This is a genomic window from Streptomyces sp. NPDC020983 (genome assembly GCF_044333485.1).
Lineage (GTDB): Bacteria > Actinomycetota > Actinomycetes > Streptomycetales > Streptomycetaceae > Actinacidiphila.
On sequence record NZ_JBIRRA010000008.1, the window covers coordinates 191,850 to 215,907 of the forward strand.

General features: G+C 70.5%; 38 protein-coding genes and 2 pseudogenes. 32 read left to right on the forward strand and 8 right to left on the reverse strand.

Going from position 1 to position 24,058, the window contains the following annotated elements:
* Positions 1–14: 14 nt before the first annotated feature.
* The 5 genes and pseudogenes from ACH4SE_RS19870 to ACH4SE_RS19890 all read right to left on the reverse strand — a co-directional run.
* Positions 15–767, reverse strand: coding sequence for a hypothetical protein (locus ACH4SE_RS19870; RefSeq protein WP_398544715.1), 753 nt, complete (start codon positions 765–767; stop codon positions 15–17).
* A complete protein-coding gene (locus tag ACH4SE_RS19875) occupies positions 764–1,594 on the reverse strand; it encodes a phosphotransferase enzyme family protein (protein WP_398544716.1) in 831 nt (276 codons plus the stop codon). The genes ACH4SE_RS19870 and ACH4SE_RS19875 overlap by 4 nt, the downstream gene beginning before the upstream one ends.
* A 10-nt stretch (positions 1,595–1,604) precedes the next feature.
* Positions 1,605–2,072 (reverse strand): SAM-dependent methyltransferase, encoded by a 468-nt coding sequence (locus ACH4SE_RS19880; protein ID WP_398544717.1) that lies wholly within the window; start codon positions 2,070–2,072, stop codon positions 1,605–1,607.
* Positions 2,073–2,099: 27 nt separating this feature from the next.
* Positions 2,100–2,521, reverse strand: a pseudogene (locus ACH4SE_RS19885) (Uma2 family endonuclease).
* Positions 2,522–2,952: 431 nt separating this feature from the next.
* A pseudogene (locus tag ACH4SE_RS19890) lies at positions 2,953–4,080 on the reverse strand (UDP-N-acetylglucosamine--N-acetylmuramyl-(pentapeptide) pyrophosphoryl-undecaprenol N-acetylglucosamine transferase); the annotation flags it as partial.
* A 204-nt stretch (positions 4,081–4,284) separates the two neighbouring features.
* On the opposite strand from ACH4SE_RS19890, the gene ACH4SE_RS19895 reads away from it, so the two are divergent.
* The 3 genes from ACH4SE_RS19895 to ACH4SE_RS19905 all read left to right on the forward strand — a co-directional run bounded on the left by ACH4SE_RS19895 (position 4,285) and on the right by ACH4SE_RS19905 (position 5,965).
* Complete coding sequence (locus ACH4SE_RS19895; RefSeq protein WP_398544718.1) at positions 4,285–4,818, forward strand: hypothetical protein; 534 nt, start codon at positions 4,285–4,287, stop codon at positions 4,816–4,818.
* A 111-nt stretch (positions 4,819–4,929) separates the two neighbouring features.
* Positions 4,930–5,193, forward strand: a complete 264-nt coding sequence (locus ACH4SE_RS19900; RefSeq protein ID WP_398544719.1) for a hypothetical protein — start codon at positions 4,930–4,932, stop codon at positions 5,191–5,193.
* Positions 5,194–5,269: 76 nt separating this feature from the next.
* Positions 5,270–5,965: an HAD family hydrolase gene (locus ACH4SE_RS19905; protein ID WP_398544720.1), complete on the forward strand. Its 696-nt coding sequence runs from the start codon at positions 5,270–5,272 to the stop codon at positions 5,963–5,965.
* Positions 5,966–6,020: 55 nt separating this feature from the next.
* On the opposite strand, the gene ACH4SE_RS19910 is transcribed toward ACH4SE_RS19905, so the two are convergent.
* From ACH4SE_RS19910 to cpt, 3 genes are all read right to left on the reverse strand, one after another.
* Positions 6,021–6,884 (reverse strand): metallophosphoesterase family protein, encoded by an 864-nt coding sequence (locus tag ACH4SE_RS19910; protein WP_398544721.1) that lies wholly within the window; start codon positions 6,882–6,884, stop codon positions 6,021–6,023.
* A 462-nt stretch (positions 6,885–7,346) separates the two neighbouring features.
* Positions 7,347–7,760, reverse strand: a complete 414-nt coding sequence (locus ACH4SE_RS19915) for an SRPBCC family protein (protein ID WP_398544722.1) — start codon at positions 7,758–7,760, stop codon at positions 7,347–7,349.
* 117 nt (positions 7,761–7,877) lie between these two features.
* Entirely contained in the window at positions 7,878–8,420 is a 543-nt protein-coding gene (cpt, locus tag ACH4SE_RS19920; protein WP_398544723.1) for a chloramphenicol phosphotransferase CPT, read from the reverse strand.
* Between the two features lie 476 nt (positions 8,421–8,896).
* Here cpt and rpsJ point away from each other — a divergent pair, with 476 nt between their 5' ends.
* The 29 genes from rpsJ (at position 8,897) to rpsD (ending at position 23,988) form a co-directional block, all read left to right on the forward strand.
* On the forward strand, positions 8,897–9,205 hold the full coding sequence (gene rpsJ, locus ACH4SE_RS19925; RefSeq protein WP_014144312.1) for a 30S ribosomal protein S10: 309 nt from the start codon (positions 8,897–8,899) through the stop codon (positions 9,203–9,205).
* A 14-nt stretch (positions 9,206–9,219) separates the two neighbouring features.
* Positions 9,220–9,864, forward strand: coding sequence for a 50S ribosomal protein L3 (rplC, locus tag ACH4SE_RS19930; protein WP_398544724.1), 645 nt, complete (start codon positions 9,220–9,222; stop codon positions 9,862–9,864).
* Positions 9,865–9,872: 8 nt separating this feature from the next.
* Positions 9,873–10,532: a 50S ribosomal protein L4 gene (rplD, locus tag ACH4SE_RS19935; protein ID WP_398544725.1), complete on the forward strand. Its 660-nt coding sequence runs from the start codon at positions 9,873–9,875 to the stop codon at positions 10,530–10,532.
* Positions 10,532–10,858, forward strand: coding sequence for a 50S ribosomal protein L23 (rplW, locus tag ACH4SE_RS19940; RefSeq protein ID WP_031524805.1), 327 nt, complete (start codon positions 10,532–10,534; stop codon positions 10,856–10,858). Before rplD ends, rplW begins: the two co-directional genes overlap by 1 nt.
* A gap of 45 nt (positions 10,859–10,903) precedes the next feature.
* Positions 10,904–11,740 (forward strand): 50S ribosomal protein L2, encoded by an 837-nt coding sequence (gene rplB, locus ACH4SE_RS19945; protein ID WP_398544726.1) that lies wholly within the window; start codon positions 10,904–10,906, stop codon positions 11,738–11,740.
* Between the two features lie 11 nt (positions 11,741–11,751).
* On the forward strand, positions 11,752–12,033 hold the full coding sequence (gene rpsS / locus ACH4SE_RS19950) for a 30S ribosomal protein S19 (protein ID WP_014178772.1): 282 nt from the start codon (positions 11,752–11,754) through the stop codon (positions 12,031–12,033).
* Between the two features lie 45 nt (positions 12,034–12,078).
* The gene (rplV, locus tag ACH4SE_RS19955; RefSeq protein ID WP_398544727.1) at positions 12,079–12,426 is read left to right on the forward strand and encodes a 50S ribosomal protein L22; all 348 of its coding nucleotides are present in this window, start codon (positions 12,079–12,081) and stop codon (positions 12,424–12,426) included.
* A complete protein-coding gene (gene rpsC / locus ACH4SE_RS19960) occupies positions 12,426–13,259 on the forward strand; it encodes a 30S ribosomal protein S3 (RefSeq protein ID WP_398544728.1) in 834 nt (277 codons plus the stop codon). Before rplV ends, rpsC begins: the two co-directional genes overlap by 1 nt.
* Before the next feature lie 6 nt (positions 13,260–13,265).
* Positions 13,266–13,685 (forward strand): 50S ribosomal protein L16, encoded by a 420-nt coding sequence (rplP, locus tag ACH4SE_RS19965; RefSeq protein WP_031524795.1) that lies wholly within the window; start codon positions 13,266–13,268, stop codon positions 13,683–13,685.
* On the forward strand, positions 13,685–13,918 hold the full coding sequence (rpmC, locus tag ACH4SE_RS19970; protein WP_031524793.1) for a 50S ribosomal protein L29: 234 nt from the start codon (positions 13,685–13,687) through the stop codon (positions 13,916–13,918). Before rplP ends, rpmC begins: the two co-directional genes overlap by 1 nt.
* Complete coding sequence (gene rpsQ, locus ACH4SE_RS19975; RefSeq protein ID WP_398544729.1) at positions 13,918–14,202, forward strand: 30S ribosomal protein S17; 285 nt, start codon at positions 13,918–13,920, stop codon at positions 14,200–14,202. The genes rpmC and rpsQ overlap by 1 nt, the downstream gene beginning before the upstream one ends.
* A gap of 119 nt (positions 14,203–14,321) precedes the next feature.
* Positions 14,322–14,690 carry a 50S ribosomal protein L14 gene (rplN, locus tag ACH4SE_RS19980; protein ID WP_069462148.1) on the forward strand — a complete coding sequence of 123 codons (369 nt, stop codon included), beginning with the start codon at positions 14,322–14,324 and terminating at the stop codon, positions 14,688–14,690.
* A 3-nt stretch (positions 14,691–14,693) separates the two neighbouring features.
* Entirely contained in the window at positions 14,694–15,017 is a 324-nt protein-coding gene (rplX, locus tag ACH4SE_RS19985; protein ID WP_031524786.1) for a 50S ribosomal protein L24, read from the forward strand.
* Complete coding sequence (rplE, locus tag ACH4SE_RS19990) at positions 15,017–15,574, forward strand: 50S ribosomal protein L5 (protein ID WP_398185363.1); 558 nt, start codon at positions 15,017–15,019, stop codon at positions 15,572–15,574. The genes rplX and rplE overlap by 1 nt, the downstream gene beginning before the upstream one ends.
* A gap of 2 nt (positions 15,575–15,576) precedes the next feature.
* Positions 15,577–15,762: a type Z 30S ribosomal protein S14 gene (locus ACH4SE_RS19995; RefSeq protein ID WP_031524782.1), complete on the forward strand. Its 186-nt coding sequence runs from the start codon at positions 15,577–15,579 to the stop codon at positions 15,760–15,762.
* 211 nt (positions 15,763–15,973) lie between these two features.
* Positions 15,974–16,372, forward strand: a complete 399-nt coding sequence (rpsH, locus tag ACH4SE_RS20000) for a 30S ribosomal protein S8 (protein WP_093713219.1) — start codon at positions 15,974–15,976, stop codon at positions 16,370–16,372.
* Between the two features lie 21 nt (positions 16,373–16,393).
* On the forward strand, positions 16,394–16,933 hold the full coding sequence (gene rplF / locus ACH4SE_RS20005; RefSeq protein ID WP_398544730.1) for a 50S ribosomal protein L6: 540 nt from the start codon (positions 16,394–16,396) through the stop codon (positions 16,931–16,933).
* Between the two features lie 2 nt (positions 16,934–16,935).
* Positions 16,936–17,319: a 50S ribosomal protein L18 gene (rplR, locus tag ACH4SE_RS20010; RefSeq protein ID WP_398185356.1), complete on the forward strand. Its 384-nt coding sequence runs from the start codon at positions 16,936–16,938 to the stop codon at positions 17,317–17,319.
* Positions 17,320–17,369: 50 nt separating this feature from the next.
* A complete protein-coding gene (gene rpsE, locus ACH4SE_RS20015; RefSeq protein WP_398185354.1) occupies positions 17,370–17,975 on the forward strand; it encodes a 30S ribosomal protein S5 in 606 nt (201 codons plus the stop codon).
* Positions 17,975–18,157, forward strand: coding sequence for a 50S ribosomal protein L30 (gene rpmD / locus ACH4SE_RS20020; RefSeq protein WP_031524772.1), 183 nt, complete (start codon positions 17,975–17,977; stop codon positions 18,155–18,157). Before rpsE ends, rpmD begins: the two co-directional genes overlap by 1 nt.
* A 2-nt stretch (positions 18,158–18,159) precedes the next feature.
* Positions 18,160–18,612, forward strand: coding sequence for a 50S ribosomal protein L15 (gene rplO, locus ACH4SE_RS20025; RefSeq protein WP_031524770.1), 453 nt, complete (start codon positions 18,160–18,162; stop codon positions 18,610–18,612).
* Between the two features lie 235 nt (positions 18,613–18,847).
* Positions 18,848–20,164, forward strand: coding sequence for a preprotein translocase subunit SecY (secY, locus tag ACH4SE_RS20030; RefSeq protein ID WP_398544731.1), 1,317 nt, complete (start codon positions 18,848–18,850; stop codon positions 20,162–20,164).
* Positions 20,164–20,832, forward strand: a complete 669-nt coding sequence (locus tag ACH4SE_RS20035) for an adenylate kinase (protein ID WP_398544732.1) — start codon at positions 20,164–20,166, stop codon at positions 20,830–20,832. Before secY ends, ACH4SE_RS20035 begins: the two co-directional genes overlap by 1 nt.
* Positions 20,833–20,964: 132 nt before the next feature.
* Positions 20,965–21,801 carry a type I methionyl aminopeptidase gene (gene map, locus ACH4SE_RS20040; protein WP_398544733.1) on the forward strand — a complete coding sequence of 279 codons (837 nt, stop codon included), beginning with the start codon at positions 20,965–20,967 and terminating at the stop codon, positions 21,799–21,801.
* 131 nt (positions 21,802–21,932) lie between these two features.
* Positions 21,933–22,154, forward strand: a complete 222-nt coding sequence (gene infA / locus ACH4SE_RS20045) for a translation initiation factor IF-1 (RefSeq protein ID WP_003956442.1) — start codon at positions 21,933–21,935, stop codon at positions 22,152–22,154.
* Positions 22,155–22,181: 27 nt separating this feature from the next.
* On the forward strand, positions 22,182–22,295 hold the full coding sequence (gene rpmJ, locus ACH4SE_RS20050; RefSeq protein WP_003956441.1) for a 50S ribosomal protein L36: 114 nt from the start codon (positions 22,182–22,184) through the stop codon (positions 22,293–22,295).
* 186 nt (positions 22,296–22,481) lie between these two features.
* Positions 22,482–22,862, forward strand: a complete 381-nt coding sequence (rpsM, locus tag ACH4SE_RS20055) for a 30S ribosomal protein S13 (RefSeq protein WP_398544734.1) — start codon at positions 22,482–22,484, stop codon at positions 22,860–22,862.
* Between the two features lie 68 nt (positions 22,863–22,930).
* Positions 22,931–23,335, forward strand: coding sequence for a 30S ribosomal protein S11 (gene rpsK / locus ACH4SE_RS20060; RefSeq protein WP_003956432.1), 405 nt, complete (start codon positions 22,931–22,933; stop codon positions 23,333–23,335).
* Positions 23,336–23,361: 26 nt separating this feature from the next.
* On the forward strand, positions 23,362–23,988 hold the full coding sequence (gene rpsD, locus ACH4SE_RS20065; RefSeq protein ID WP_398544735.1) for a 30S ribosomal protein S4: 627 nt from the start codon (positions 23,362–23,364) through the stop codon (positions 23,986–23,988).
* Positions 23,989–24,058: the final 70 nt, after the last annotated feature.

Sequence of the window (24,058 nt, forward strand, 5' to 3'; positions counted from 1 at the left end):
CGGCGCCACCGACCCTAGCGTTCGCCGCCGTGCGGCCGCTGCCCCCGCAACTGGTGCTCAAGGCATTCGAGTTGGGCGGCGGACAACCGGCGGGCCGCCCACAGCAGCGCGGCCGCGTTCCCGGCGGCGGGGGAGGCACGGGCCGGTTCCGGGAGCGGTCCGCCGGTCAGCAGGGCCAGCTCGTGGGCCTCGACGCCCAGGACGGTGCCCGCGTCGGCGACGAGCCGGGGTGTGAGGTCCGCGCGCCCGCTGCCGATCGCGCCGTAGGTGGCGGCCGACAGATAGCTGGGGGTGGAGCGGGCGAGGATCCGCGCGATGCCCGTCCAGCCCAGGTTGCGGTGACGGAGCATGCGGACGACCCGGCCGCCCGGAAGGTCGCGGAGCGCGGCGCCCGGCGGCCGGACGGACGGGGCGCCGGGTTCCTCGTCGGGCAACGCGCGTATGCGGGTGAGGAGCTGCCGCTGCCCGGCCGGCGGGAGCCGCAGCACGTCCGCGACGACGACCGCCACGTGCCGCTCGGCGTCCGGATGCGGCGGGGCCAGGTCCGCGGGCAGGGCGAGGTCCGCGGCGGCGAAGAGGTCGGCGGCGTGCAGGCCGAGCGCCGGGGCGAGCTGCCGGAGCAGGTCCCCGGCGGGCGGTGCGCCCGCGAGGACGGGGCGGAGCGCGTCGGGGTGCGGCCCGCCACGGGCCGCCAGCTCCCCGGCCGGCAGCCGCCGGTGGTCGAGCAGTTGCGCCAACCGCCCGCCGAAGAAGGGCACGTGCGTCACGGCGCCTCCGCCACCAGCGCGGCGACGAACCTCTCCCGGTGCGCGGCCTGCCATGCCTGGAGGCGGTCCCACCGCTCCCAGCCGCCCAGTTCGGCGTGGGCGCGGACGTATGCCGGGTCGCCCGCGGCGAGGCGTGCGGTGACGAAGGCGCGGCCCGCGGCGGTCGCCTCCTCGACGAGGGCGGGGAGGGCTGTGCGGTCTTCCGGGGGGAGGCCGTAGGCGTCGGCGAGGACGCGGAGGCGGGCGAAGGGGTCGGGGGCGGTGGGGTACTGGGTCGTGGCGGTGGCGGGGTCGAGCACGGGGACCCAGTAGCGGGCGGTCATGGCGACGTCCCAGAGGGGACGGCCGGGGGCGGCGAGGTCGAAGTCGATGAAGGCGGCGGCGCGGCCGTCGCGGAAGACGACGTTCTCCGGGCAGACGTCGTTGTGGCACAGCAGCGTGCCGCCCGCCGGATCGGCCAGCTCGCGCGGCCAGTCCGCGCCCTGGTCGACGGGGATCCGCGCGGCCGCGTCGTGGAGCCGGCGCAGCAGGCGCCCCACGGACGCGAGGGCGTCGTCCGTCATCACCCACGCGGGGAAGGGCGGCAGCGCGACGTCGCCGGGCAGGTAGGTCAGCTGCTCGCGGCCGTCTCCCGTGAGCTGTACGGGAGTCGGCGCCCCGGTGAAGCCGCGCTCGTGCAGCGCCCGCAGGTGCGCGTGCAGCGCGCGGGCGGTCCGCGGCGCGGGGCGGTCGACGACGTCCCCCCGCCGGAAGACCGCGCCCGCGTTGGCCAGCCCTCCGGCCAGCTCTTCCGGCGTACCGCCGCCGTCCGCGCGCCCGGTCGTCATGGCGGCCAGGCTACGGCTTGAAGTAGTCCGCCATCATGCGGGTCACCCACTCCGGCTGCGTGACGTCCATGACGCGGAATTCCTCCATCACCGGCTTGAGGTCGATCACCGGCGTGCCGGACACCGCGTCGAGCCCCACGACCGTCAACTCCCGCCCCCGGACGGACTCGACGGCGCAGCACGTCACCCCGATCCGGTTCGGCCTGCGCGGCCCGCGCCCGGCGAAGACGCCCATCGGCGGCAGATCCGCGCGCCCGCGGTACGGGTGCGGCTCGCGGTAGTCGTCCTTCTCCGGGAACTGGTCGAAGACGAAGAGGACTTCGACGTGCGAGAAGCTCTCCAGGCCTTGCAGGCACGCCTCCCCGAACCGCTCGTCGACGGTGATGACACTCCGGACGGCCCCCCAGTTGTCCGTGTCCTGGACGTCCGTCCGGTCGTTCCGGACCGTGCCGATCGGGTTGATCTCGAAGCTGGTCATGGCATGTTTCTACCGCGGGCCGCCGCTTCAGGAGTAGCGGCAGAGGTTGTCCGTGGAGATCGTCCACTCGCCGATCGTCACGTCCTCGCCGTGGACGAAGTCCGTACGCGCCGCGTAGCGGGCCGCCCGGCGTCGGGTGGATGCCGCTCAGGACGGCGCCCTCGCCGGTGCGGACGTCCGGGTGGCGCATGACGTCCTCGTGGACGTCCTCCACGTCCGGCGTGCCGGTGTGCGCGAGCAGGCCCTCCGGCATGACCTTCTCCAGCCTGCGGCTCACGCGCGCTGCCGTCAGCTCGTGGGGGCCGCCGGGGGACGCCATGTCGGGGACGATCCCCTCCCCGGTGATCTCCAGCGTGCCGGGCACTGCATGCTGCATCTGCTCGACGATGTCCCGCACGGCCAGGGCAGGGGAGCGCGTCACGCTGTGCGTCACCGGGGGCGATGGCCATGGCGCACGCTCCCTCCGCTCCGTGGTCTCGTGCTCCGCATGCTGACGGGCACCCCAGGCCTGAGCTGGTGTTCGCGCCTTGGATCACTCCGCCGCCGCGGGCTCCTCCGGCGAGGTGGGCGGCTGCGGTGGCGTCGGGGGCAGGGGCGGGGCCGCGGGCAGCGGCGGGGTTGCCGGGAGGGGCGGGGCGGTGGGCTCCGCGGGGGGTGGCGGGGGCGTCGCGGGCTTGGCGGGCGGCTCGGGCAGGGCCTCCTCCAGGGCGGGGCCGGGCTCTTCCGGCGCCTCCGGGCTCGGCTCCTCCGCAGCCGCGACCTGCGCGGGCTTCTCCGGCGGGACCGCCACGGCGTCCGGGGCCTGCGTCGCCGTCGACGGTGCGGGCTCCTCCGCGGGCGGCACCGGCGCAGTCACCGGCTCCTCCGCTCGCAGCGGGCCCGCCGCCGCGATCACCACGTCCACCAGCTGTTCCGCCGCGTCCGGGCGGCCGTGGGCCCGTGCGGCCTCCGCCATCGCCGTGCGGCGGGCGGGGTCGGCGAGCAGCGGGGCCACCGCCGCCGTCAGCGTGTCCGGGGTCACGGTGGGGTGCAGGGCCACCGCCGCGCCCGCGGCGGCGAGGTGCTGGGCGTTGTGGACCTGTTCATTGCCCGCCGACGACGCGAGCGGCACCAGCACGGACGGCTTGCCCAGCGCGGTGAGTTCGGCGAGCGTGCCCGCGCCGCTGCGCGAGACCACGACGTCCGCGAGCGCCAGCACGTCCGGCAGCTCCGCGCCCACGTACGGGGTCAGCAGGTAGCGTCCCGCCAACTCCCTCGGCAGCAGCGCCGCGGTGGACCGCAGCGAGGCGAAGTTGCCCGGCCCGCACTGGTGGATGACGTTCGCCTGCGCCAGCAGCCACGGCAGGACGGTCACGATCACGTCGTTGATCTGCTGCGAGCCCTGCGCGCCGCCGGTCACGTACACGGTCGGCAGGGTGCGGTCGAAACCGCCGAGCCCGAGCGTCTCGACGGCCCTGTCGGCGCGCCCGGCGAGGACCTCGGGGCGTACCGGGTTGCCGGTGACGGCCGCCTTCGCCCGTGCCCCGCGCGGCAGCAGCGGCAGCGTCGACTCCGACGACACGGCGAAGGCCGTCGCCACACGCGCCAGCAGCCGGTTGGCGAGCCCGAGCCGTACGGTCTGCTCGTGGACCACCAGCGGGCGCCCGTTGGCCTTCGCCGCGAGCCCGAGCGGCACCGCCACGTACCCGCCCGTCGCGAGCACCACGTCGGGCCGGAAGTCCGCGACGACGCGCCGCGCCTGGAGCACGCCGAGCGGCACACGGCCCATGTCCCGCAGGTTCGCGAGCGAGAGGAGCATCAGGGGGTTGCGCGAGCGGCGCACCTTTCCGGTCGCGACCGTCCGGAAGGGGATCGACTCGCCGGTCGCGACCCGCTCCTCCAGGCTGTCCCGGGTGCCGACCCACAGCACCTCCAGCGCCCGCCCCTCGTCCGCGAGCCGGGCCCGCAGCGTGCGTACCGCGGTGAGCGCGGGATACGTGTGGCCGCCGGTCCCGCCACCGGTGACGATGAGGCGGAAGGGCCGGGTGCCCGCCGGCCGCGGCGCGACGAGGTCAGGGTCACTGTTCACGAGGTGCTCCCCTTCTGGCGGGGCCCGCGCCCCGGTGGTGCTGGTCACAGTAGCCGCAGGCCGGGCACGCGGCCGAGCGGGAGGGGCGCGGGCCCGGTTAGCCTTCCGCTGCACGCGCCGTGGGCGACGGACCAAGGGGGACAAGTGCCGCGTACAGCAAGGGCATGGGCAGCCGTACTGCTTCCGGTGACGGCGGTCGCCGTGCTCGGCGCCTGCGCGTCGAAGGACGACAAGGACGACGACGGCAGGTCCGCCCCGGCGGCGTCCACCACGCCGGCGCCGTCCGCGAGCGCCACCTCCGCCGCCCCCGCGGACGGCGGCACCCACGGCCGCCTCGACTACACCGGCTCCGCGAGCGGCGGCTTCGACGTCACCACGAGCGTCGCCTGCGCGACGGCGGGCGGCAAGCTCGTCGCCGTCACCGCGCCCGCGCCCGACAGCGGTGGGTCCACGACGCCCTCCTTCGTCGCCACCGTCGGCGACCAGTCCCTGGCGACCCTCGTCACCGCCGAGAAGAAGACGTTCGTCAAGCTCGGCGCCGACGGCATCTCCGCTGGCCGCCAGGGCGCCACCTGGACGGTCAGGATCTCCGGCACCGAGCTCGGCGCCACGGACGCCTCGGGTGGTTCCGTCACCCTCAACGGCTCGCTGACCTGCACGAAGGTCTCGGGTACCTGACCTCCCGGCGTCCTGGCCGGGGCGTCACGGTTTGCGGTCCCCCGTTCCGGTTAGCCGACGGTTGTGGCTTTCGCGGCGATTCCGCCGGGGCCGCGAGCGAAGGAGGCTGCCGTGACCACGATGTACAAGCCGCCGGGGGACACGAAGCGGGAATCCGCCGGACCGGCCCACGCCCGCCCCCGCGACCCCCGCCTGCGGACGGCGCTGATCCTCGCGCCGCTCTACCTGATCACCTCCGCCCTGCTGGCGTGGTGGGCCTCGGACTCCATCACCGACCACAAGTGGTTCCTGGAGGTACTGGCCGGGGTCGCGCTGCTGCTCTTCGTGGTCGAGGTGGTCCGCGGGTACAAGGCCTGGCACCGGTCCCGCCACTGACGGCGGGCAGTCGGGAAGGAGGGCCGCACGCCGTGCGGCCCTCCCCGCAGCCGGCGGACCCCGGTAGCGTCCCGGCATGGCCTACCCCACCGTGATCTTCGACTTCTACGGCACGCTCACCCCGAGCACACCCGCGGCCGTCTGGGACGGCCACGCCGCCCTGGGCGCGGCCCCGCTGGGGATCCCCGCGGAGCAGTGGCGGGAAGCGCTGAACACGTCCTTCCCCGAGCGGGCGGTCGGCGCGCTGGGCGACCTGCCGCAGACGATCCGTACGCTCGCCCGGCGCTGCGGGGTCGAGGCCGGAGAGGACGCGGTCGCGGCAGCCGTCGCCGTCCGGCTCGCCTGCCAGCGCGAGCTGCTCGCGCTGCGGCCGGACGCGGTCGGGACGCTGGAACGCCTCCGCGGCGCGGGTGTGCGGATCGGCGTGCTGAGCGACTGCACGGTCGAGCTGGCGCAGTGCTGGCCGGAGCTGCCGCTCGCCGGGCTGGTGGACGCGGTCGTCCTGTCGTGCAGCGTGGGCCACCGCAAGCCCGCCCCGGAACTCTTCCACCGGATAGCCGCGGCCCTCGGCACCGCGCCCGCCGCCTGCCTCTACGTCGGCGACGGCGGTGGCGGCGAGCTGACCGGCGCGACGGCGCAGGGCATGACGGCCGTGATGCTGCGGGCCGGCGACTGGGCGGCGAACGACGCCCACGCCCGCGAGGACGACTGGCCGGGTCCGTACTTCGGCTCCCTCTCGGACGTCGTCGCGGCCGCCACCGGCCGGGCGTGAACGGGCTCACCGCCAGGACGCCGCACCACCCGGGTACGGGCGCGGTCCCGCCAGGTCACGGACCGAGACGCGCGAGGACCTCGCTCATCTCGGCGGCGCCCGCCTCGTAGACGGTCGTGCCCGCGCGCGGGTCGGGCGCGTGCAGGGTGTGGAGGAGCGGGCCGTACGGCGCCGCGAGGTCGACGAGGGTCGCCGACGGGCCGTGCACCGCGCGCTCCGTCCCGGGTGCGGCGGTCAGGTCGATGCGGCTCACGACACCGGGCGTGACCCAGACGGTCGCCGGCCCGAGCCGGCCCGTGAGCTGGAGGTGGAAGTGGCCGCACAGGACGAGGTGGACGTCCGTGCCGTCGATCGCCGCGGCCAGCTCCGCCGCGTTGTGCAGCCCGAAGACGCGCTGCACCTCGACGCCGGGCAGCGCGAGGGGCGGGTGGTGGAAGGCCAGCACCGTGCCGTGCGGCGCGGGTGCGGCCAGCAGGCCGCGCAGCCAGTCGAGCTGCCCCGCGGACAGGTGCCCGTAGCCCTTCCCGGGCACGAGCGAGTCGAGGGTCACCAGCCGGTGGCCGCCCACGGTGCTCGCCGCCGCCCGCTCGCCCCCGGGGCCGTCGTACACCGCGTCGGGTGCGGCGTGCCCGCAGCCCAGGACGTCGGCGAAGGCGGCGCGGTCGTCGTGGTTGCCCACCGCGTAGAAGACGCCGGCCCCGCGCGGGCCCGCGTAGGCGGTGAGCAGCTCGTGCGTGCGCGCGTACGCCTCCCGCGACCCGTCGTCCGCGACGTCCCCGGTGACGAGGACCGCCCCGATCCCGTCCAGGTGCCCCAGCCCGTCGAGCAGTATCCGCAGCGCGGCCGTCCCGTCCGCGCCGTCGGCGTCGGGGGCGCCGTTCCGGTCCAGGTGGGTGTCCGAGAGGTGAAGTATCCGCATCGGCCGACCGTAGCCAGCGCGGGCACGGGAGGCGAGGGGATTACACGCCGGGCCGCCCGCCCGGGCGGTGAGTGACCTCGGCGAGCCGTCCGGGCGCCACGCAGGGCGGCGCCCGCGGGGCCGCGGCGAGGCGAGGACGACCTGCGGCCCCGGGCCGGGCTCGTGGGCGGGGGCCGCGCCGTCCGGGAAGGCGGCGGCGGTCGGCGGCTGCTCGCCCTCGCCCTGACGGGGGCCGCCACCCGTCACCAGGACGGCGCCCACCGTCACCCGGGGGATCCACGCCGCCGCGGCGCCCCGCCGGGCCGCAGTTCGCCGCGACCACCCGGGAGATCGCCGGACCGGCTGCTGCGACCGCCTACACCGCGGGAACGGCGCCCAGGCCGGTACCACCCGGTGAGCCGTCCCGCGGGGCGGCACGGTGGTGGCGGGGCGCGGTGCCCGCCGGTTCCGCGCGGCCTTCGCTCAGTCCGCTTCCAGCAGCCCCCGCAGCCGCTCCAGGTCCGCGGTCACGGTGTCGGCGTCCCGCTCGAAGTCCGCCTCCGTCATGCCGGGCAGGCGGCGGAGGGTGAAGACGATCTCGCTGGTGGAGGGCTCGGTGCCGGGGAGGACGCGGACGGGGTTGTGCACGGTGCCGCCGGAGGGGAGGGTCACGTCGTGGTCGAGGACGCCGAAGTCGTTGGGCGGGGCGAAGGCGACGGTCACCCGGCCCATGGGGGACTCGGCGACCCACACGTCGCCCTCGCGCCGGATCGCCCCGCCGAGGCCGTGGGCCCAGTCGGGGAGGCGGGCGGGGTCGGAGGCGTACGCGTAGACGTCCGCGGCGGGGCGGGCGATCCGGACGGCGATGTGGCGGGACTCGTGCGGAGAGCTGGTCATACCGCCGACGCTAGTGCGGGCCGGCCGCGCCCGGCTTGAACAAAACGGCCGCCCTCGCACCGTCCCCGGCGGCGGGCGGCCGGCGCGTCCCGCCTCACCCGCGCGGCAGCCAGATCCTCACGCTGCGCGCCCGGCCGCGTACTCCGCGATGACGCGGGCGCAGGCCTCCGCGGAGGCGGACGTCGTGTCGACCTCCAGGTCGTACGCCACGCCCTCGTGGACGAGGGCGGCCTGCTTGGCCGCCATGCCCGGGACGCGGTCGCCGCGGGCGGCCTCGCGGCCGGCGGCGGCCCCGGGGGCGCAGCGGACGCCGACCCACAGGACGTCGAGGCCGTTGAGGACGCGGGCCCAGCGGGCGCGGGAGAGGGGCCCGCCGAGGAAGACGTCGTCGATGACGACGTGCGCGCCCGCGCGGGCCATCGCGGCGATCCCGGCGAGCCACGCCGCGTCCAGCTCGTCGAAGGCGGGGCCCACGCTCACCTCGCCGTCCGGGCCGATGAGCAGGCCCTCGCCGCCCTCGCGCAGCCGCGGCGGCAGCGCGTCCACGAAGGTGTCGACGCTCACGCTCAGCCACGCCTGCGGCAGCACCTCCTGGAGGCACCGGGCGATACTGGACTTCCCGGAGCTGGACCCGCCGTTGAGCACGATGACCTGGGGCATGGGCCGTTTCCTCCGGTGCGGCGCGGGCGGACCCGGCGACCTTACCGAGGCCCCTCCGCGGGGGCGAGGCGATTTCCGCCCGGCGGCGCGGTCCCCGCGTTTGCGCACCGGTCACCGACGGGTAAGCTACCCGGCTCGATTGGCGTCCCTTGTGGGGCGTATGGCAGACTACTCAAGTTGCTCGGTCGAGCGCCGATGCTGCGCGCCTCCCGTCGGGAGGACCGGAAGCGAGTCCCACGGTACTCGTCGCTCCAACTGCCCTGGTGGGCAGCGCTGGGGCGGACGTACGGGAATCTTCCGGGAAGCGTCAGTGCGGGGCAGACCAGGCATCCGGTGGGTGAGTTCTCCCACGCAAACCCCTTGAGCAGGGATTCCGCTGGCGGAAAACCCTGTGCGAGGGGCGCGACACGCCCGACCGCGTGGGTCGGAGCAAGCGGATGCCAGAGCTGAGAAGAGACAAGGACTACGGAGTAGCCATGGCGGGACAGAAGATCCGCATTCGGCTCAAGGCCTACGACCACGAGGTCATCGACTCCTCGGCGAAGAAGATCGTCGAGACGGTGACCCGTACCGGTGCGCAGGTCGCGGGCCCGGTGCCGCTGCCCACTGAGAAGAACGTGTACTGCGTCATCAAGTCGCCGCACAAGTACAAGGACTCGCGCGAGCACTTCGAGATGCGCACGCACAAGCGCCTGATCGACATCCTCGACCCGACGCCCAAGACCGTTGACTCGCTGATGCGCCTGGACCTGCCGGCCGGCGTCGACATCGAGATCAAGCTCTGAGAGGCGCGGAGAAGATGACCAAGCAGATCAAGGGCATCCTGGGCGAGAAGCTCGGCATGACCCAGGTCTGGGACGAGAACAACCGTGTCGTCCCGGTGACCGTCGTCAAGGCCGGTCCGAACGTCGTGACCCAGGTCCGCACCAATGACACCGACGGCTACGAGTCGGTGCAGATCGCGTTCGGCGAGATCGACCCGCGCAAGGTGAACAAGCCGCTCAAGGGCCACTTCGCCAAGGCGGACGTCACCCCGCGCCGTCACCTCGTCGAGCTGCGCACGTCCGACGCCGCCGAGTACACGCTCGGCCAGGAGATCACCGCCGCCGTGTTCGAGGCCGGTGTCAAGGTCGACGTGACCGGCAAGAGTAAGGGCAAGGGCTTCGCCGGTGTCATGAAGCGGCACAACTTCGGCGGCCTCGGCGCCGGCCACGGTGTGCAGCGCAAGCACCGCTCCCCGGGCTCCATCGGCGGCTGCGCCACCCCCGGACGCGTGTTCAAGGGCCTGCGCATGGCGGGCCGTATGGGCAACGAGCGGGTCACCACCCAGAACCTGACCGTCCACGCCGTTGACGCGGAGAAGGGCCTGCTGCTGATCAAGGGCGCGGTTCCTGGTCCGAACGGCGGCCTCGTCCTGGTCCGCACCGCGGCCAAGGGGGCCTGAGGTAACCGATGAGCACCATTGACATTCTGTCGCCGTCCGGCGACACCGCCGGGACCGTCGAGCTCCCGGCCGAGATCTTCGAGGCCAAGATCAGCATCCCGCTGATCCACCAGGTCGTCGTCGCGCAGCTGGCCGCCGCCCGTCAGGGCACGCACAAGGTCAAGACGCGTGGCGAGGTCCGCGGCGGTGGCAAGAAGCCGTACCGGCAGAAGGGCACCGGCCGCGCCCGTCAGGGCTCGACCCGCGCGCCGCAGTTCGCCGGCGGTGGCGTCGTCCACGGCCCCGTGCCGCGCGACTACTCGCAGCGCACGCCCAAGAAGATGATCAAGGCCGCGCTGCGCGGGGCCCTGACCGACCGGGCGCAGCACAACCGCGTCCACGTCGTCACCGGCGTGGTCGAGGGCGAGACGCCGTCCACCAAGGCCGTGCGGACGCTGCTCGGCAAGATCAGCGAGCGCAAGAACCTGCTGCTGGTCATCGAGCGCTCGGACGAGGCCGCCTGGCTGTCCGCTCGCAACCTGCCCCAGGTGCACATCCTGGAGGCCGGCCAGCTGAACACGTACGACGTGCTCGTCTCGGACGACGTGGTCTTCACCAAGGGCGCGTTCGACCGCTTCACCGGTGCCGGTGCCGCGGACGAGGCCGAGCTGGAAGGGAGCGACGCCTGATGGCCGAGCAGACCGTGACCACCAGCAAGACCTTCACGGACCCCCGTGACCTGCTGATCAAGCCCGTGGTCTCCGAGAAGAGCTACGCGCTGCTCGACGACAACAAGTACACGTTCGTCGTCGACCCGCGCGCGAACAAGACCCAGATCAAGCAGGCCGTCGAGACGGTCTTCCAGGTCAAGGTCACCGGGGTCAACACGATCAACCGGCAGGGCAAGCGCAAGCGCACCCGCACCGGTTTCGGCAAGCGCGCCAACACCAAGCGCGCCATCGTGACCCTCGCCGAGGGCGACCGTATCGACATCTTCGGCGGTCCGGTCTCCTAACGGGGACCGGCCGATTGAAGTCCGGAATATTCCGAGGACTGAGAAATGGGTATCCGCAAGTACAAGCCGACGACCCCGGGCCGTCGTGGCTCCAGCGTCGCCGACTTCGTCGAGATCACGCGGTCCACGCCGGAGAAGTCGCTGGTCCGCCCGCTGCACAGCAAGGGCGGCCGTAACAACGCCGGTCGTGTGACCGTCCGCCACCAGGGCGGTGGCCACAAGCGCGCCTACCGTGTCATCGACTTCCGTCGGCACGACAAGGACGGCGTGCCCGCCAAGGTCGCGCACATCGAGTACGACCCCAACCGCACCGCGCGCATCGCGCTGCTGCACTACGCGGACGGCGAGAAGCGCTACATCCTCGCCCCCGCGCGGCTCCAGCAGGGCGACCGGGTGGAGAACGGCCCCAACGCCGACATCAAGCCCGGCAACAACCTGCCGCTGCGCAACATCCCGGTCGGTACCACGATCCACGCGATCGAGCTGCGTCCGGGCGGCGGCGCGAAGATCTCCCGCTCCGCGGGGGCTTCGGTCCAGCTGCTGGCGAAGGAGGGCACCATGGCCACCCTTCGCATGCCCTCCGGCGAGGTCCGGATGGTCGACGTCCGCTGCCGCGCCACGATCGGCGAGGTCGGCAACGCCGAGCAGTCGAACATCAACTGGGGCAAGGCCGGCCGCATGCGCTGGAAGGGCGTCCGCCCGACCGTCCGCGGTGTCGCCATGAACCCGGTGGACCACCCGCACGGTGGTGGTGAGGGCAAGACCTCCGGTGGCCGTCACCCGGTCTCCCCGTGGGGTCAGAAGGAAGGACGTACGCGTTCGCCGAAGAAGGCGAGCAGCAAGTACATCGTCCGCCGCCGCAAGACGAACAAGAAGCGCTAGGAGCGGGTCAGATGCCGCGCAGTCTCAAGAAGGGGCCCTTCGTCGACGACCACCTGATCAAGAAGGTGGATGTCCAGAACGAAGCCGGCACCAAGAACGTCATCAAGACCTGGTCCCGCCGCTCGATGATCGTCCCGGCGATGCTGGGCCACACGATCGCGGTGCACGACGGCCGCAAGCACGTCCCGGTGTTCGTCACCGAGTCGATGGTCGGCCACAAGCTCGGCGAGTTCGCCCCGACCCGCACCTTCCGCGGGCACGAGAAGGACGACCGCAAGTCGCGGCGTCGCTGAGCGGGCTGAATCGTGACGACGAAGACAGACACTGAAGGGACGACCATGGAAGCCAGGGCCCAGGCACGGTACATCCGTGTCACGCCCATGAAGGCCCGCCGCGTGGTGGACCTGATCCGTGGCATGGACGCCACGGAGGCTCAGGCGGTCCTGCGATTCACCCCGCAGGCCGCGAGCGTGCCGGTCGGCAAGGTGCTGGACAGCGCCATCGCCAACGCGGCGCACAACTACGACCACACGGACGCGGGCTCGCTGTACGTCAGCGAGGCGTACGTCGACGAGGGTCCGACCCTGAAGCGGTTCCGGCCGCGCGCCCAGGGCCGTGCCTACCGGATCCGCAAGCGCACCAGCCACATCACCGTGGTCGTCGCCAGCAAGGAAGGTTCCCGGTAATGGGCCAGAAGGTTAACCCGTACGGGTTCCGGCTCGGTGTGACCACGGACTTCAAGTCCCGCTGGTACGCCGACAAGCTGTACAAGGACTACGTCAAGGAAGACGTCGCCATCCGCCGGATGATGACGCAGGGCATGGAGCGGGCCGGCATCTCCAAGGTGGAGATCGAGCGCACCCGCGACCGCGTCCGCGTCGACATCCACACCGCCCGCCCGGGCATCGTCATCGGGCGCCGCGGCGCGGAGGCCGACCGTATCCGCGGCGACCTGGAGAAGCTGACCGGCAAGCAGGTCCAGCTGAACATCCTCGAGGTCAAGAACCCGGAGATGGACGCCCAGCTGGTGGCCCAGGCCGTCGCCGAGCAGCTGTCCTCCCGCGTCTCCTTCCGCCGTGCCATGCGCAAGAGCATGCAGGGCACGCTGAAGGCCGGCGCCAAGGGCATCAAGATCCAGTGCGGTGGCCGTCTCGGCGGCGCCGAGATGTCCCGGTCCGAGTTCTACCGCGAGGGCCGTGTGCCGCTGCACACCCTGCGCGCGAACGTGGACTACGGCTTCTTCGAGGCCAAGACCACCTTCGGCCGCATCGGTGTGAAGGTCTGGATCTACAAGGGCGACGTCAAGAACATCGCCGAGGTCCGCGCCGACAACGCGGCCGCCCGGGCGGGCAACCGTCCGGCGCGCGGTGGCGGCAACGAGCGTCCGCAGCGTCGCGGTGGCGAGCGCGGTGGCCGCGGCCGTCGTCCTCAGACGGAAGGCGTCCAGTCGGCCCCCAAGGCCGCCGAGGCTCCCGCCGCTGAGGCTCCGGCGGCGGAGACCCCCGGAACGGAAGGCTGAGTAACAATGCTGATCCCCCGCAGGGTCAAGCACCGCAAGCAGCACCACCCCAAGCGTGACGGCATGGCCAAGGGCGGCACCGAGCTGGCGTTCGGTGAGTACGGCCTCCAGGCCGTGACCCCGGCGTACGTGACCAACCGGCAGATCGAGTCCGCTCGTATCTCCATCACGCGCCACATCAAGCGTGGCGGCAAGGTCTGGATCAACATCTACCCGGACCGCCCGCTGACCAAGAAGCCCGCCGAGACCCGCATGGGTTCCGGTAAGGGTTCGCCCGAGTGGTGGGTGGCGAACGTCAAGCCCGGTCGGGTGATGTTCGAGCTGTCGTTCCCGAACGAGAAGACTGCGCGCGAGGCGCTCACCCGCGCCGCGCACAAGCTTCCGATGAAGTGCCGCATCGTGCGGCGCGAGGCAGGTGAGGCGTGATGGCCGCCGGTACCAAGGTGACCGAGCTGCGCCAGCTCGGCGACGAGGAGCTCGTCGCGAAGCTGCGTGAGGCCAAGGAGGAGCTGTTCAACCTCCGCTTCCAGGCGGCCACCGGGCAGCTTGAGAACAACAGCCGGCTCAGGGTCGTTCGCAAGGACATCGCCCGGATCTACACCCTCATGCGTGAGCGCGAGCTGGGCATCGAGACGGTGGAGACGGTGGAGAGCGCCTGATGAGCGAGAAGAATGTGACTGAGAGCAGCGAGCAGCGGGGCTTCCGCAAGACCCGTGAGGGCCTGGTCGTCAGCGACAAGATGGACAAGACCGTCGTCGTCGCCGTCGAGGACCGCGTCAAGCACGCCCTGTACGGCAAGGTCATCCGCCGCACCAACAAGCTGAAGGCTCACGACGAGCAGAACGCCGCCGGCATCGGCGACCGCGTCCTCCTGATGGAGACCCGGCCGCTGTCCGCCACGAAGCGGTGGCGCGTCGTGGAGATCCTTGAGAAGGCCAAGTAAGGCCGAGTAATCCCTGAGCGGGCGCACCCGCTCAGGACCGTTCCGTCAGGCTCGGCGGTGCCGCACGGGGAGACTCGTGCGGCCCGCCGGGAACCGACGCGACACTTCAGGAGTAAGACGTGATCCAGCAGGAGTCGCGACTGCGTGTCGCCGACAACACTGGTGCCAAGGAGATCCTTTGCATCCGTGTTCTCGGTGGCTCGGGTCGCCGCTACGCGGGAATCGGTGACGTCATCGTCGCCACCGTCAAGGACGCGATCCCCGGTGGCAACGTGAAGAAGGGCGAGGTCGTCAAGGCGGTCGTCGTCCGGACCGTCAAGGAGCGCCGGCGCGCCGACGGCTCGTACATCCGGTTCGACGAGAACGCCGCCGTCATCCTCAAGAACGACGGCGACCCCCGCGGCACCCGTATCTTCGGCCCCGTCGGCCGTGAGCTGCGCGAGAAGAAGTTCATGAAGATCGTCTCGCTCGCGCCGGAGGTGCTGTAACCGATGAAGATCAAGAAGGGCGACCTGGTCCAGGTCATCACCGGTAAGGACAAGGGCAAGCAGGGCAAGGTCATCGTGGCCTACCCCGCTCAGGACCGGGTCCTCGTCGAGGGTGTCAACCGGGTCAAGAAGCACACCAAGGCCGGCCAGACCGACCGTGGTTCGCAGACCGGCGGCATCATCACCACCGAGGCCCCGATCCACGTCAGCAACGTTCAGCTGGTTGTGGAGAAGGACGGCAAGAAGGTCGTGACCCGCGTCGGCTACCGCTTCGACGACGAGGGCAACAAGATCCGCGTTGCCAAGCGGACCGGTGAGGACATCTGATGACTGCCACCACTGCGCCGCGTCTCAAGACGCGCTACCGCGAGGAGATCGCGGGCAAGCTGCGTGACGAGTTCACCTACGAGAACGTCATGCAGATCCCCGGCCTGACCAAGATCGTGGTCAACATGGGTGTGGGCGACGCCGCCCGCGACTCCAAGCTGATCGAGGGCGCGATCCGCGACCTCGCCACGATCACCGGCCAGAAGCCGCAGGTCACCAAGGCCCGCAAGTCCATCGCGCAGTTCAAGCTGCGCGAGGGCCAGCCGATCGGCGCGCACGTCACGCTGCGCGGCGACCGCATGTGGGAGTTCCTGGACCGGCTGCTGTCGCTCGCGCTGCCGCGTATCCGCGACTTCCGTGGCCTGTCGCCCAAGCAGTTCGACGGCCGCGGCAACTACACCTTCGGTCTCACGGAGCAGGTCATGTTCCACGAGATCGACCAGGACAAGATCGACCGGGTCCGGGGTATGGACATCACCGTGGTCACCACGGCGACCAACGACGACGAGGGCCGTGCCCTGCTGCGTCACCTCGGCTTCCCGTTCAAGGAGAACTGACCGTGGCTAAGAAGGCACTGATCTCCAAGGCCTCGCGCAAGCCCAAGTTCGCGGTGCGCGCGTACAACCGCTGCCAGCGCTGCGGCCGGCCGCACTCCGTCTACCGCAAGTTCGGCCTGTGCCGCGTGTGCCTCCGTGAGATGGCGCACCGTGGTGAGCTGCCGGGCGTGACCAAGAGCTCCTGGTAGATCCGGTTCCCCGGATCACCAGGAACTCTCGGTAAGCAGTTGGGCCGGTGAGCGCCCCGCTCTTCTTCCCGTAAGGTAGAAGGGTTGGGCGTTCGCCGCCCGCATCGACTTACTACGCCGTAGGTCCACCGCATCGCACCCGTCCCCGGCCTGCCGGGGGAGAGGGACGTCGCACCAGGAAACCCCGGCGAGAGAGGCCCAGGGCCACTTCATGACCATGACCGACCCCATCGCAGACATGCTGACCCGTCTGCGCAACGCGAACTCGGCGTACCACGACGACGTCGTGATGCCGTTCAGCAAGATCAAGTCGCACATCGCGGAGATCCTCCAGCAGGAGGGCTACATCACCGGCTGGAAGGTCGAGGACGCCGAGGTCGGCAAGAACCTCGTCCTCGAGCTGAAGTTCGGCCCCAACCGCGAGCGCTCGATCGCCGGCATCAAGCGGATCAGCAAGCCGGGTCTGCGGGTCTACGCAAAGTCCACCAATCTGCCGAAGGTGCTCGGCGGCCTCGGCGTGGCGATCATCTCCACGTCGCACGGGCTGCTCACCGGCCAGCAGGCTCAGAAGAAGGGCGTGGGTGGGGAAGTCCTCGCCTACGTCTGGTAACCGGGAAAGCGAGGTAAAGCAATGTCGCGCATCGGCAAGCTGCCCATCTCGGTTCCCGCCGGAGTGGACGTCACCATCGACGGCCGCACGGTGCAGGTGAAGGGCCCCAAGGGCTCGCTCACCCACACCGTTGCCGCGCCGATCGAGATCGCCAAGGGCGAGGACGGCACTCTGCTGGTCACCCGCCCCAACGACGAGCGTGTCTCGAAGGCCCTGCACGGCCTGTCCCGCACGCTGGTGGCGAACATGATCACCGGCGTGACCGCGGGCTACAGCAAGCAGCTCGAAATCAGCGGTGTCGGCTACCGCGTCCAGGCGAAGGGCTCCAACCTGGAGTTCGCGCTGGGCTACAGCCACCCGATTCTCGTCGAGGCCCCCGAGGGCATCTCCTTCAAGGTCGAGTCCCCGGTGAAGTTCTCCGTCGAGGGCATCGACAAGCAGAAGGTGGGCGAGGTCGCGGCGAACATCCGCAAGCTGCGCAAGCCCGACCCGTACAAGGCCAAGGGCGTCAAGTACGCCGGCGAGGTCATCCGCCGCAAGGTCGGAAAGGCTGGTAAGTAGCCATGGCATACGGTGTGAAGATCGCCAAGGGCAAGGCGTACAAGGGCGCTGCGATCAAGCGTCGCCACATCCGGGTCCGCAAGCGCATCTCGGGTACGCCCGAGCGCCCGCGCCTGGTCGTGACGCGTTCCAACCGCGGCATCGTCGCCCAGGTCATCGACGACCTCGCGGGCCACACGCTCGCGTCGGCGTCGACCCTCGACGCGTCCATCCGCGGCGGCGAAGGCGACAAGAGCGCCAAGGCGAAGCAGGTCGGCCAGCTCGTGGCCGAGCGTGCGAAGGCCAAGGGCGTCGAGGCCGTCGTGTTCGACCGTGGCGGCAACCAGTACGCGGGGCGCATCGCCGCCCTCGCGGACGCCGCCCGTGAAGCCGGCCTGAAGTTCTGAGCCGTCCGTCACCAGCGGAGAAACGCTAAAAGGATCGAGAGGTAATTCCAATGGCTGGACCCCAGCGCCGCGGAAGCGGTGCCGGTGGCGGCGAGCGGCGGGACCGTAAGGACAGGCGGGACGGCGGCCAGCAGGCCGAGAAGACCGCTTACGTCGAGCGGGTCGTCGCGATCAACCGCGTCGCCAAGGTTGTGAAGGGTGGTCGTCGCTTCAGCTTCACCGCGCTGGTCGTGGTGGGCGACGGTGACGGCACCGTCGGTGTCGGCTACGGCAAGGCCAAGGAGGTGCCGGCCGCCATCGCCAAGGGTGTGGAGGAGGCCAAGAAGCACTTCTTCAAGGTCCCCCGTATCCAGGGCACCATCCCGCACCCCATCCAGGGTGAGAAGGCCGCGGGCGTCGTCCTGCTCAAGCCGGCTTCCCCCGGTACCGGTGTGATCGCCGGTGGCCCGGTGCGCGCCGTGCTGGAGTGCGCGGGCATCCACGACGTGCTGTCCAAGAGCCTCGGCTCGGACAACGCGATCAACATCGTGCACGCCACGGTGGCCGCGCTCCAGGGGCTGCAGCGCCCCGAGGAGATCGCCGCCCGCCGCGGTCTGCCGATCGAGGACATCGCGCCCGCCGCCCTGCTGCGGGCTCGTGCCGGGGTGGGTGTGTGATGGCGCGCCTGAAGGTCACGCAGACCAAGTCCTACATCGGCAGCAAGCAGAACCACCGTGACACCCTGCGTTCGCTCGGGCTCAAGCGCCTGCACGACGTCGTGGTCAAGGAGGACCGCCCGGAGATCCGCGGCATGGTCCACACCGTCCGCCACCTCGTCACGGTCGAGGAGGTCGACTGATCATGGGTGACAACCCGATCAAGATCCACAACCTCCGTCCGGCCCCGGGCGCCAAGACCGCCAAGACCCGTGTGGGTCGCGGTGAGGCGTCCAAGGGCAAGACGGCCGGTCGTGGCACCAAGGGCACCAAGGCCCGCTACCAGGTTCCGGAGCGCTTCGAGGGCGGGCAGATGCCCCTCCACATGCGTCTCCCGAAGCTCAAGGGCTTCAAGAACCCGTTCCGCACCGAGTACCAGGTCGTCAACCTGGACAAGCTCGCGGCCCTCTACCCCGAGGGTGGCGAGGTGACGGTGGCCGGTCTGGTCGCCAAGGGTGCGGTCCGCAAGAACCAGCTCGTCAAGGTGCTCGGCACCGGCGAGGTCTCCGTGGCGCTGCAGGTGACCGTTGACGCGGTCTCCGGCTCCGCCAAGGAGAAGATCGCCGCTGCCGGCGGCACGGTCACCGAGCTCGTCTGAGCCCGATGCCCACCACGACCGGGGACGCTCTGACACACCAGAGCGTCCCCGGTCGTGCGTTCCTGTGATTTTTTCCTTCCCCGGTTGGTCATTCCTTGCGGGGCTACGTCGCCGGTAGGCTGACCGACGCTGCTGTCATCTTTGTGCTACCGCCAGACCCGCCAGACCTCGTCAGTGTCGTCAGATACCTCAAAACCGTCCGCCCGCGCTGTCCGCGGGGGGTGCAGGAGGCACCGTGCTCACCGCGTTCGCACGGGCGTTCAGGACGCCCGACCTGCGCAAGAAGCTGCTGTTCACGTTGGGCATCGTGGTGGTCTATCGCCTCGGGGCGCACGTCCCGGTCCCCGGCGTCGACTACACGGTCGTCAACCACTGTGTGAACCAGACGAAGGGCAACAACAGCCTCTTCGGTCTGGTGAACATGTTCAGTGGCGGCGCGCTGCTCCAGCTGACGATCTTCGCGCTGGGGATCATGCCGTACATCACGGCGAGCATCATCCTGCAGCTGCTGACCGTGGTCATCCCGCGCCTGGAGGCCCTGAAGAAGGAGGGCCAGGCCGGTACCACGAAGATCACGCAGTACACGCGGTACCTGACCGTCGCCCTCGCGGTGCTGCAGGGCACCGGCCTGGTGGCCACCGCCCGCTCCGGCAGCCTCTTCTCCGGCTGTGACCAGGCCGGCGGGATCGTGCCCAACCAGTCGATCTTCACCACCATCACCATGGTCACGACGATGACCGCGGGCACCGTGATGATCATGTGGCTGGGCGAGCTGGTGACCGACCGCGGTATCGGCAACGGCATGTCGATCCTGATGTTCGTCTCCATCGCGGCGGGCTTCCCCGGCAACCTGTGGGCGATCAAGGTCTCCGGCACCATCGCGGGCGGCTGGGTCGAGTTCCTCGCCGTCATCGCCGTCGGCCTGGCGATCGTCGGCCTGGTGGTCTTCGTCGAGCAGGCCCAGCGCCGCATCCCGGTGCAGTACGCCAAGCGCATGATCGGCCGGCGGTCGTACGGCGGCACGTCCACGTACATCCCGCTCAAGGTCAACCAGGCCGGTGTGATCCCGGTCATCTTCGCCTCGTCGCTGCTGTACATCCCGGCGCTGATCGTGCAGTTCTCCGGTTCCACGGCCGGCTGGGCGCAGTGGATCAGCCGCAACTTCACCAAGGGCGACCACCCGATCTACATGGCGGCGTACTTCCTGCTGATCGTGTTCTTCGCCTTCTTCTACGTCGCGATCTCGTTCAACCCCGAGGAAGTCGCCGACAACATGAAGAAGTATGGTGGGTTCATTCCGGGCATCCGGGCAGGTCGCCCCACTGCCGAATACCTGAGCTACGTGCTGAACCGCATCACGTGGCCGGGCTCGCTGTACCTGGGTCTCATCGCACTCGTGCCGACGGTCGCCATCGCGATCTTCAACGGGAGCAACGGCAACTTCCCGCTCGGCGGCACCAGCATCCTCATCATCGTGGGTGTGGGTCTGGAAACCGTGAAGCAGATCGAGAGCCAGCTCCAGCAGCGTAACTACGAAGGGTTCCTCCGCTGATGCGTATCGTCCTGGTCGGGCCGCCCGGCGCGGGCAAGGGGACACAGGCCGTGGTCCTCACCAAGAAGCTGTCGATCCCGCACATCTCCACGGGCGACCTCTTCCGCGCCAACATCAGTCAGGGCACCGACCTCGGCAAGCAGGCGAAGGCCTACATGGACGCGGGGGACCTGGTCCCCGACGAGGTCACCATCGGCATGGCCGAAGACCGGATGAGCGCGGCCGACGCCGCCGGCGGCTTCCTGCTCGACGGCTTCCCGCGCAACGAGTTCCAGGCGCAGGCGCTCGACGCCTACCTGGCCGGGCACCACCTCGCGCTGGACGGCGTGCTGGACCTGGAGGTCCCCGAGGACGAGGTGGTCAAGCGCATCGCGGGCCGCCGGGTGTGCCGCAACGACAGCGCGCACGTCTTCCACGTCGAGTACAAGACGCCGCGGGCCGAGGGCGTGTGCGACGTGTGCGGCGGCGAGCTGTACCAGCGCAGCGACGACGCCGAGGACAAGGTGCGCAACCGCCTCGACGTCTACCACCGCGAGACCGAGCCGATCATCGACTACTACAAGCGGCAGAACCTGGTGGTCACGATCTCCGCGCTCGGCTCCGTCGAAGAGGTCACCGCCCGTGCGATGGCCGCCCTCCAGGACCGCCGGGCGGACGGCGCCGCGTAGGCGCGACCGGCAGGCAGCAGCGTGACGTACGGCCGTGGTGCCCGCCCGGGCACCACGGCCGTATCGTTGAACGAGCCCCTTCAGCACCCGTACTTCTCAGCACCCCCACGACCCGAGGAAGGCGTCAGCCGCATGGTGGAGATCAAGACCCCCGAGCAGATCGCCACGATGCGCCGCGCCGGACTGGTCGTCGCCGCGGTGCACGAGGCGACCCGCGCCGCCGCCGTGCCCGGCGCCACCACCAAGGACCTCGACGAGATCGCCGCCAAGGTCATCGCCGACCACGGCGCCAAGCCGAACTTCCTCGGCTACGGCGGCTTCCCCGGCAACATCTGCACCTCGGTCAACGACGTCGTCGTCCACGGCATCCCGGACCGCGAGACCGTGCTCAGGGACGGCGACATCATCGCCATCGACGCCGGCGCGATCGTCGACGGCTGGCACGGCGACGCCGCCTTCACCACCCTCGTCGGCACCGGCCACGCCCCGGAGCTCGCCGAGCTGAGCCGGGTGACGGAGGAGTCGATGTGGGCCGGCATCGCCGCCTTCCGCAAGGGCAACCGGCTGGAGGACATCTCCAAGGCCGTCGAGGGCTACATCCGCCGCCAGCCGCGCCCGGCCTCCGGCAAGTACGGCATCGTCGAGGAGTACGGCGGCCACGGCATCGGCACCGCGATGCACATGGAGCCGCACGTGCTGAACTACGTCACGAAGAAGCGCGGCCGCGGCATCAAGCTCGTCCCCGGGCTGTGCCTGGCGATCGAGCCCATGGTCACGCTCGGCACCCCGCGCACCCACGTGCTGGAGGACGAGTGGACGGTGAAGTCCGACGACGGCTCGTGGTCCTCGCACTGGGAGCACACCGTCGCCCTCACCGAGGAGGGCCCGCTCGTGCTCACCGCGCCCGACGGCGGACGTGCCAAGCTGGCCGAGTACGGCATCACGACGGCCCCCGACCCGGTGGCGTAATGATCACCGCGACTGGGCATACACAGGGGATTCGTCTTTCTTCGAACGGTGTCGTAGACTGACACGTCGGCTGTCGCATGTCTTCCGGCATGCCCGCAGTCGACCAAGGTAGCCGATCCCGAAAGCAGGACATGGCCAAAAAGCAAGGCGCCATCGAAATCGAGGGCACCGTGATCGAGTCTCTGCCGAACGCGATGTTCAAGGTGGAGCTGCAGAACGGTCACAAGGTCCTCGCGCACATCAGCGGCAAGATGCGGATGCACTACATCCGTATCCTCCCGGATGACCGGGTCGTCGTGGAGCTGTCTCCGTACGACCTGACGCGCGGACGGATCGTCTACCGCTACAAGTAGATCTCACGACCCGGAGAACCTGATCCCATGAAGGTCAAGCCGAGCGTCAAGAAGATCTGCGACAAGTGCAAGGTGATCCGCCGCCACGGCCGGGTCATGGTCATCTGCGACAACCTGCGCCACAAGCAGCGCCAGGGCTGACGCACGACCTCCCCTTCTGCACACCCGCAGATCTTCGCGCGACGCACATCCGTACATACGCAGCGCCCGTCCCCTGCTCCAAGGGCGACGACACCCCCGGCGGAGGCCGGGGACCCGGCCGGTACCTGACACGGCCGCCGGGAACAGGCGCTGCGGAAGACCTCCGAACCACCAGGAGCCAGACACATGGCACGCCTTTCAGGCGTTGACCTCCCGCGCGAGAAGCGTGTGGAGATCGCCCTCACCTACGTCTTCGGCATCGGGCGCTCCCGCGCCCAGGAGATCCTGAAGAACACCGGTGTGAGCCCCGACATCCGCGTGCGCGACCTCGCCGAGGACGACCTCGTCAAGATCGCCAAGTACGTGGACGACAACTACACGACCGAGGGTGACCTCCGTCGTTCCATCCAGGCCGACATCCGCCGCAAGGTCGAGATCGGCTGCTACCAGGGTCTGCGCCACCGCCGCGGCCTTCCGGTCCACGGCCAGCGCACTCACACCAACGCCCGCACCCGCAAGGGCCCGCGTCGCGCGATCGCCGGCAAGAAGAAGCCGGGCAAGAAGTAGTCCGCAAGCAGGACCCCATCCGCGGTCTTCGCTTCGTAGGACCGACCACCTCACCGGGAAGTTGACACATGCCTCCTAAGGGCCGTCAGGGCGCAGCCAAGAAGGTGCGCCGCAAGGAAAAGAAGAACGTCGCTCACGGTCACGCGCACATCAAGAGCACGTTCAACAACACGATCGTCTCGATCACGGACCCCTCGGGCAACGTGATCTCCTGGGCCTCCGCCGGCCACGTCGGCTTCAAGGGCTCGCGCAAGTCCACCCCCTTCGCCGCGCAGATGGCCGCCGAGTCGGCCGCGCGCCGCGCGCAGGAGCACGGCATGCGCAAGGTCGACGTCTTCGTGAAGGGTCCCGGCTCCGGCCGCGAGACCGCGATCCGCTCCCTCCAGGCCACGGGCCTCGAGGTCGGGTCGATCCAGGACGTCACCCCGACCCCGCACAACGGCTGCCGCCCGCCGAAGCGCCGCCGCGTCTGACCAGCTGATACAGGAGATACGAGACAATGGCGCGTTACACCGGGGCCGACTGCAAGCGTTGCCGTCGGGAAAAGCAGAAGCTCTTCCTCAAGGGAGCTAAGTGCGAGAGCGCGAAGTGCCCGATCGAGATCCGTCCTTACCCCCCGGGTGAGCACGGACGCGGGCGCACCAAGGACAGCGAGTACCTGCTTCAGCTGCGTGAGAAGCAGAAGTGCGCGCGCATCTACGGTGTCCTCGAGAAGCAGTTCGTGAACTACTACAAGGAAGCGAACCAGAAGACCGGCAAGACCGGTGAGAACCTTCTGCGCATCCTCGAGACCCGCCTCGACAACGTGGTCTACCGGGCCGGCTTCGCCAAGTCCCGCGACCACGCCCGTCAGCTGGTCCGTCACGGACACATCACCGTCAACGGCCGCAAGAACGACATCCCGTCGGCGCGCGTGGCCGTGAACGACATCGTCGAGGTCCGCGAGTCGTCCCGCACCCTGACCCCCTTCCAGGTGGCGCAGGGCGAGGCCGGCGACAAGACCGTGCCGGCGTGGCTCGAGGCCAACGCGGGCAAGCTGCGGATCCTCGTGCACAGCCTGCCCGAGCGCCAGGTGATCGACACCCAGGTGCAGGAGCAGCTGATCGTCGAGCTCTACTCGAAGTAATCCCTCCGGGATCCACTGCGGGCAGGCTCACGGTCACGGGCGGTGCGGCATCCGTCACCCGACGGTTTTG

Excerpts from the sequence above, each read along its gene's own strand:
- ACH4SE_RS19875 (WP_398544716.1), bottom strand. The coding sequence starts at position 1,594 with ATGACGACCGGGCGCGCGGACGGCGGCGGTACGCCGGAAGAGCTGGCC.
- ACH4SE_RS19880 (WP_398544717.1), bottom strand. The coding sequence starts at position 2,072 with ATGACCAGCTTCGAGATCAACCCGATCGGCACGGTCCGGAACGACCGG.
- ACH4SE_RS19905 (WP_398544720.1), top strand. The coding sequence starts at position 5,270 with ATGGCCTACCCCACCGTGATCTTCGACTTCTACGGCACGCTCACCCCG.
- ACH4SE_RS19910 (WP_398544721.1), bottom strand. The coding sequence starts at position 6,884 with ATGCGGATACTTCACCTCTCGGACACCCACCTGGACCGGAACGGCGCC.
- ACH4SE_RS19915 (WP_398544722.1), bottom strand. The coding sequence starts at position 7,760 with ATGACCAGCTCTCCGCACGAGTCCCGCCACATCGCCGTCCGGATCGCC.
- cpt (WP_398544723.1), bottom strand. The coding sequence starts at position 8,420 with ATGCCCCAGGTCATCGTGCTCAACGGCGGGTCCAGCTCCGGGAAGTCC.
- rpsJ (WP_014144312.1), top strand. The coding sequence starts at position 8,897 with ATGGCGGGACAGAAGATCCGCATTCGGCTCAAGGCCTACGACCACGAG.
- rplC (WP_398544724.1), top strand. The coding sequence starts at position 9,220 with ATGACCAAGCAGATCAAGGGCATCCTGGGCGAGAAGCTCGGCATGACC.
- rplD (WP_398544725.1), top strand. The coding sequence starts at position 9,873 with ATGAGCACCATTGACATTCTGTCGCCGTCCGGCGACACCGCCGGGACC.
- rplW (WP_031524805.1), top strand. The coding sequence starts at position 10,532 with ATGGCCGAGCAGACCGTGACCACCAGCAAGACCTTCACGGACCCCCGT.
- rplB (WP_398544726.1), top strand. The coding sequence starts at position 10,904 with ATGGGTATCCGCAAGTACAAGCCGACGACCCCGGGCCGTCGTGGCTCC.
- rpsS (WP_014178772.1), top strand. The coding sequence starts at position 11,752 with ATGCCGCGCAGTCTCAAGAAGGGGCCCTTCGTCGACGACCACCTGATC.
- rplV (WP_398544727.1), top strand. The coding sequence starts at position 12,079 with ATGGAAGCCAGGGCCCAGGCACGGTACATCCGTGTCACGCCCATGAAG.
- rpsC (WP_398544728.1), top strand. The coding sequence starts at position 12,426 with ATGGGCCAGAAGGTTAACCCGTACGGGTTCCGGCTCGGTGTGACCACG.
- rplP (WP_031524795.1), top strand. The coding sequence starts at position 13,266 with ATGCTGATCCCCCGCAGGGTCAAGCACCGCAAGCAGCACCACCCCAAG.
- rpmC (WP_031524793.1), top strand. The coding sequence starts at position 13,685 with ATGGCCGCCGGTACCAAGGTGACCGAGCTGCGCCAGCTCGGCGACGAG.
- rpsQ (WP_398544729.1), top strand. The coding sequence starts at position 13,918 with ATGAGCGAGAAGAATGTGACTGAGAGCAGCGAGCAGCGGGGCTTCCGC.
- rplX (WP_031524786.1), top strand. The coding sequence starts at position 14,694 with ATGAAGATCAAGAAGGGCGACCTGGTCCAGGTCATCACCGGTAAGGAC.
- rplE (WP_398185363.1), top strand. The coding sequence starts at position 15,017 with ATGACTGCCACCACTGCGCCGCGTCTCAAGACGCGCTACCGCGAGGAG.
- rpsH (WP_093713219.1), top strand. The coding sequence starts at position 15,974 with ATGACCATGACCGACCCCATCGCAGACATGCTGACCCGTCTGCGCAAC.
- rplF (WP_398544730.1), top strand. The coding sequence starts at position 16,394 with ATGTCGCGCATCGGCAAGCTGCCCATCTCGGTTCCCGCCGGAGTGGAC.
- rplR (WP_398185356.1), top strand. The coding sequence starts at position 16,936 with ATGGCATACGGTGTGAAGATCGCCAAGGGCAAGGCGTACAAGGGCGCT.
- rpsE (WP_398185354.1), top strand. The coding sequence starts at position 17,370 with ATGGCTGGACCCCAGCGCCGCGGAAGCGGTGCCGGTGGCGGCGAGCGG.
- rpmD (WP_031524772.1), top strand. The coding sequence starts at position 17,975 with ATGGCGCGCCTGAAGGTCACGCAGACCAAGTCCTACATCGGCAGCAAG.
- rplO (WP_031524770.1), top strand. The coding sequence starts at position 18,160 with ATGGGTGACAACCCGATCAAGATCCACAACCTCCGTCCGGCCCCGGGC.
- ACH4SE_RS20035 (WP_398544732.1), top strand. The coding sequence starts at position 20,164 with ATGCGTATCGTCCTGGTCGGGCCGCCCGGCGCGGGCAAGGGGACACAG.
- map (WP_398544733.1), top strand. The coding sequence starts at position 20,965 with ATGGTGGAGATCAAGACCCCCGAGCAGATCGCCACGATGCGCCGCGCC.
- infA (WP_003956442.1), top strand. The coding sequence starts at position 21,933 with ATGGCCAAAAAGCAAGGCGCCATCGAAATCGAGGGCACCGTGATCGAG.
- rpmJ (WP_003956441.1), top strand. The coding sequence starts at position 22,182 with ATGAAGGTCAAGCCGAGCGTCAAGAAGATCTGCGACAAGTGCAAGGTG.
- rpsM (WP_398544734.1), top strand. The coding sequence starts at position 22,482 with ATGGCACGCCTTTCAGGCGTTGACCTCCCGCGCGAGAAGCGTGTGGAG.
- rpsK (WP_003956432.1), top strand. The coding sequence starts at position 22,931 with ATGCCTCCTAAGGGCCGTCAGGGCGCAGCCAAGAAGGTGCGCCGCAAG.
- rpsD (WP_398544735.1), top strand. The coding sequence starts at position 23,362 with ATGGCGCGTTACACCGGGGCCGACTGCAAGCGTTGCCGTCGGGAAAAG.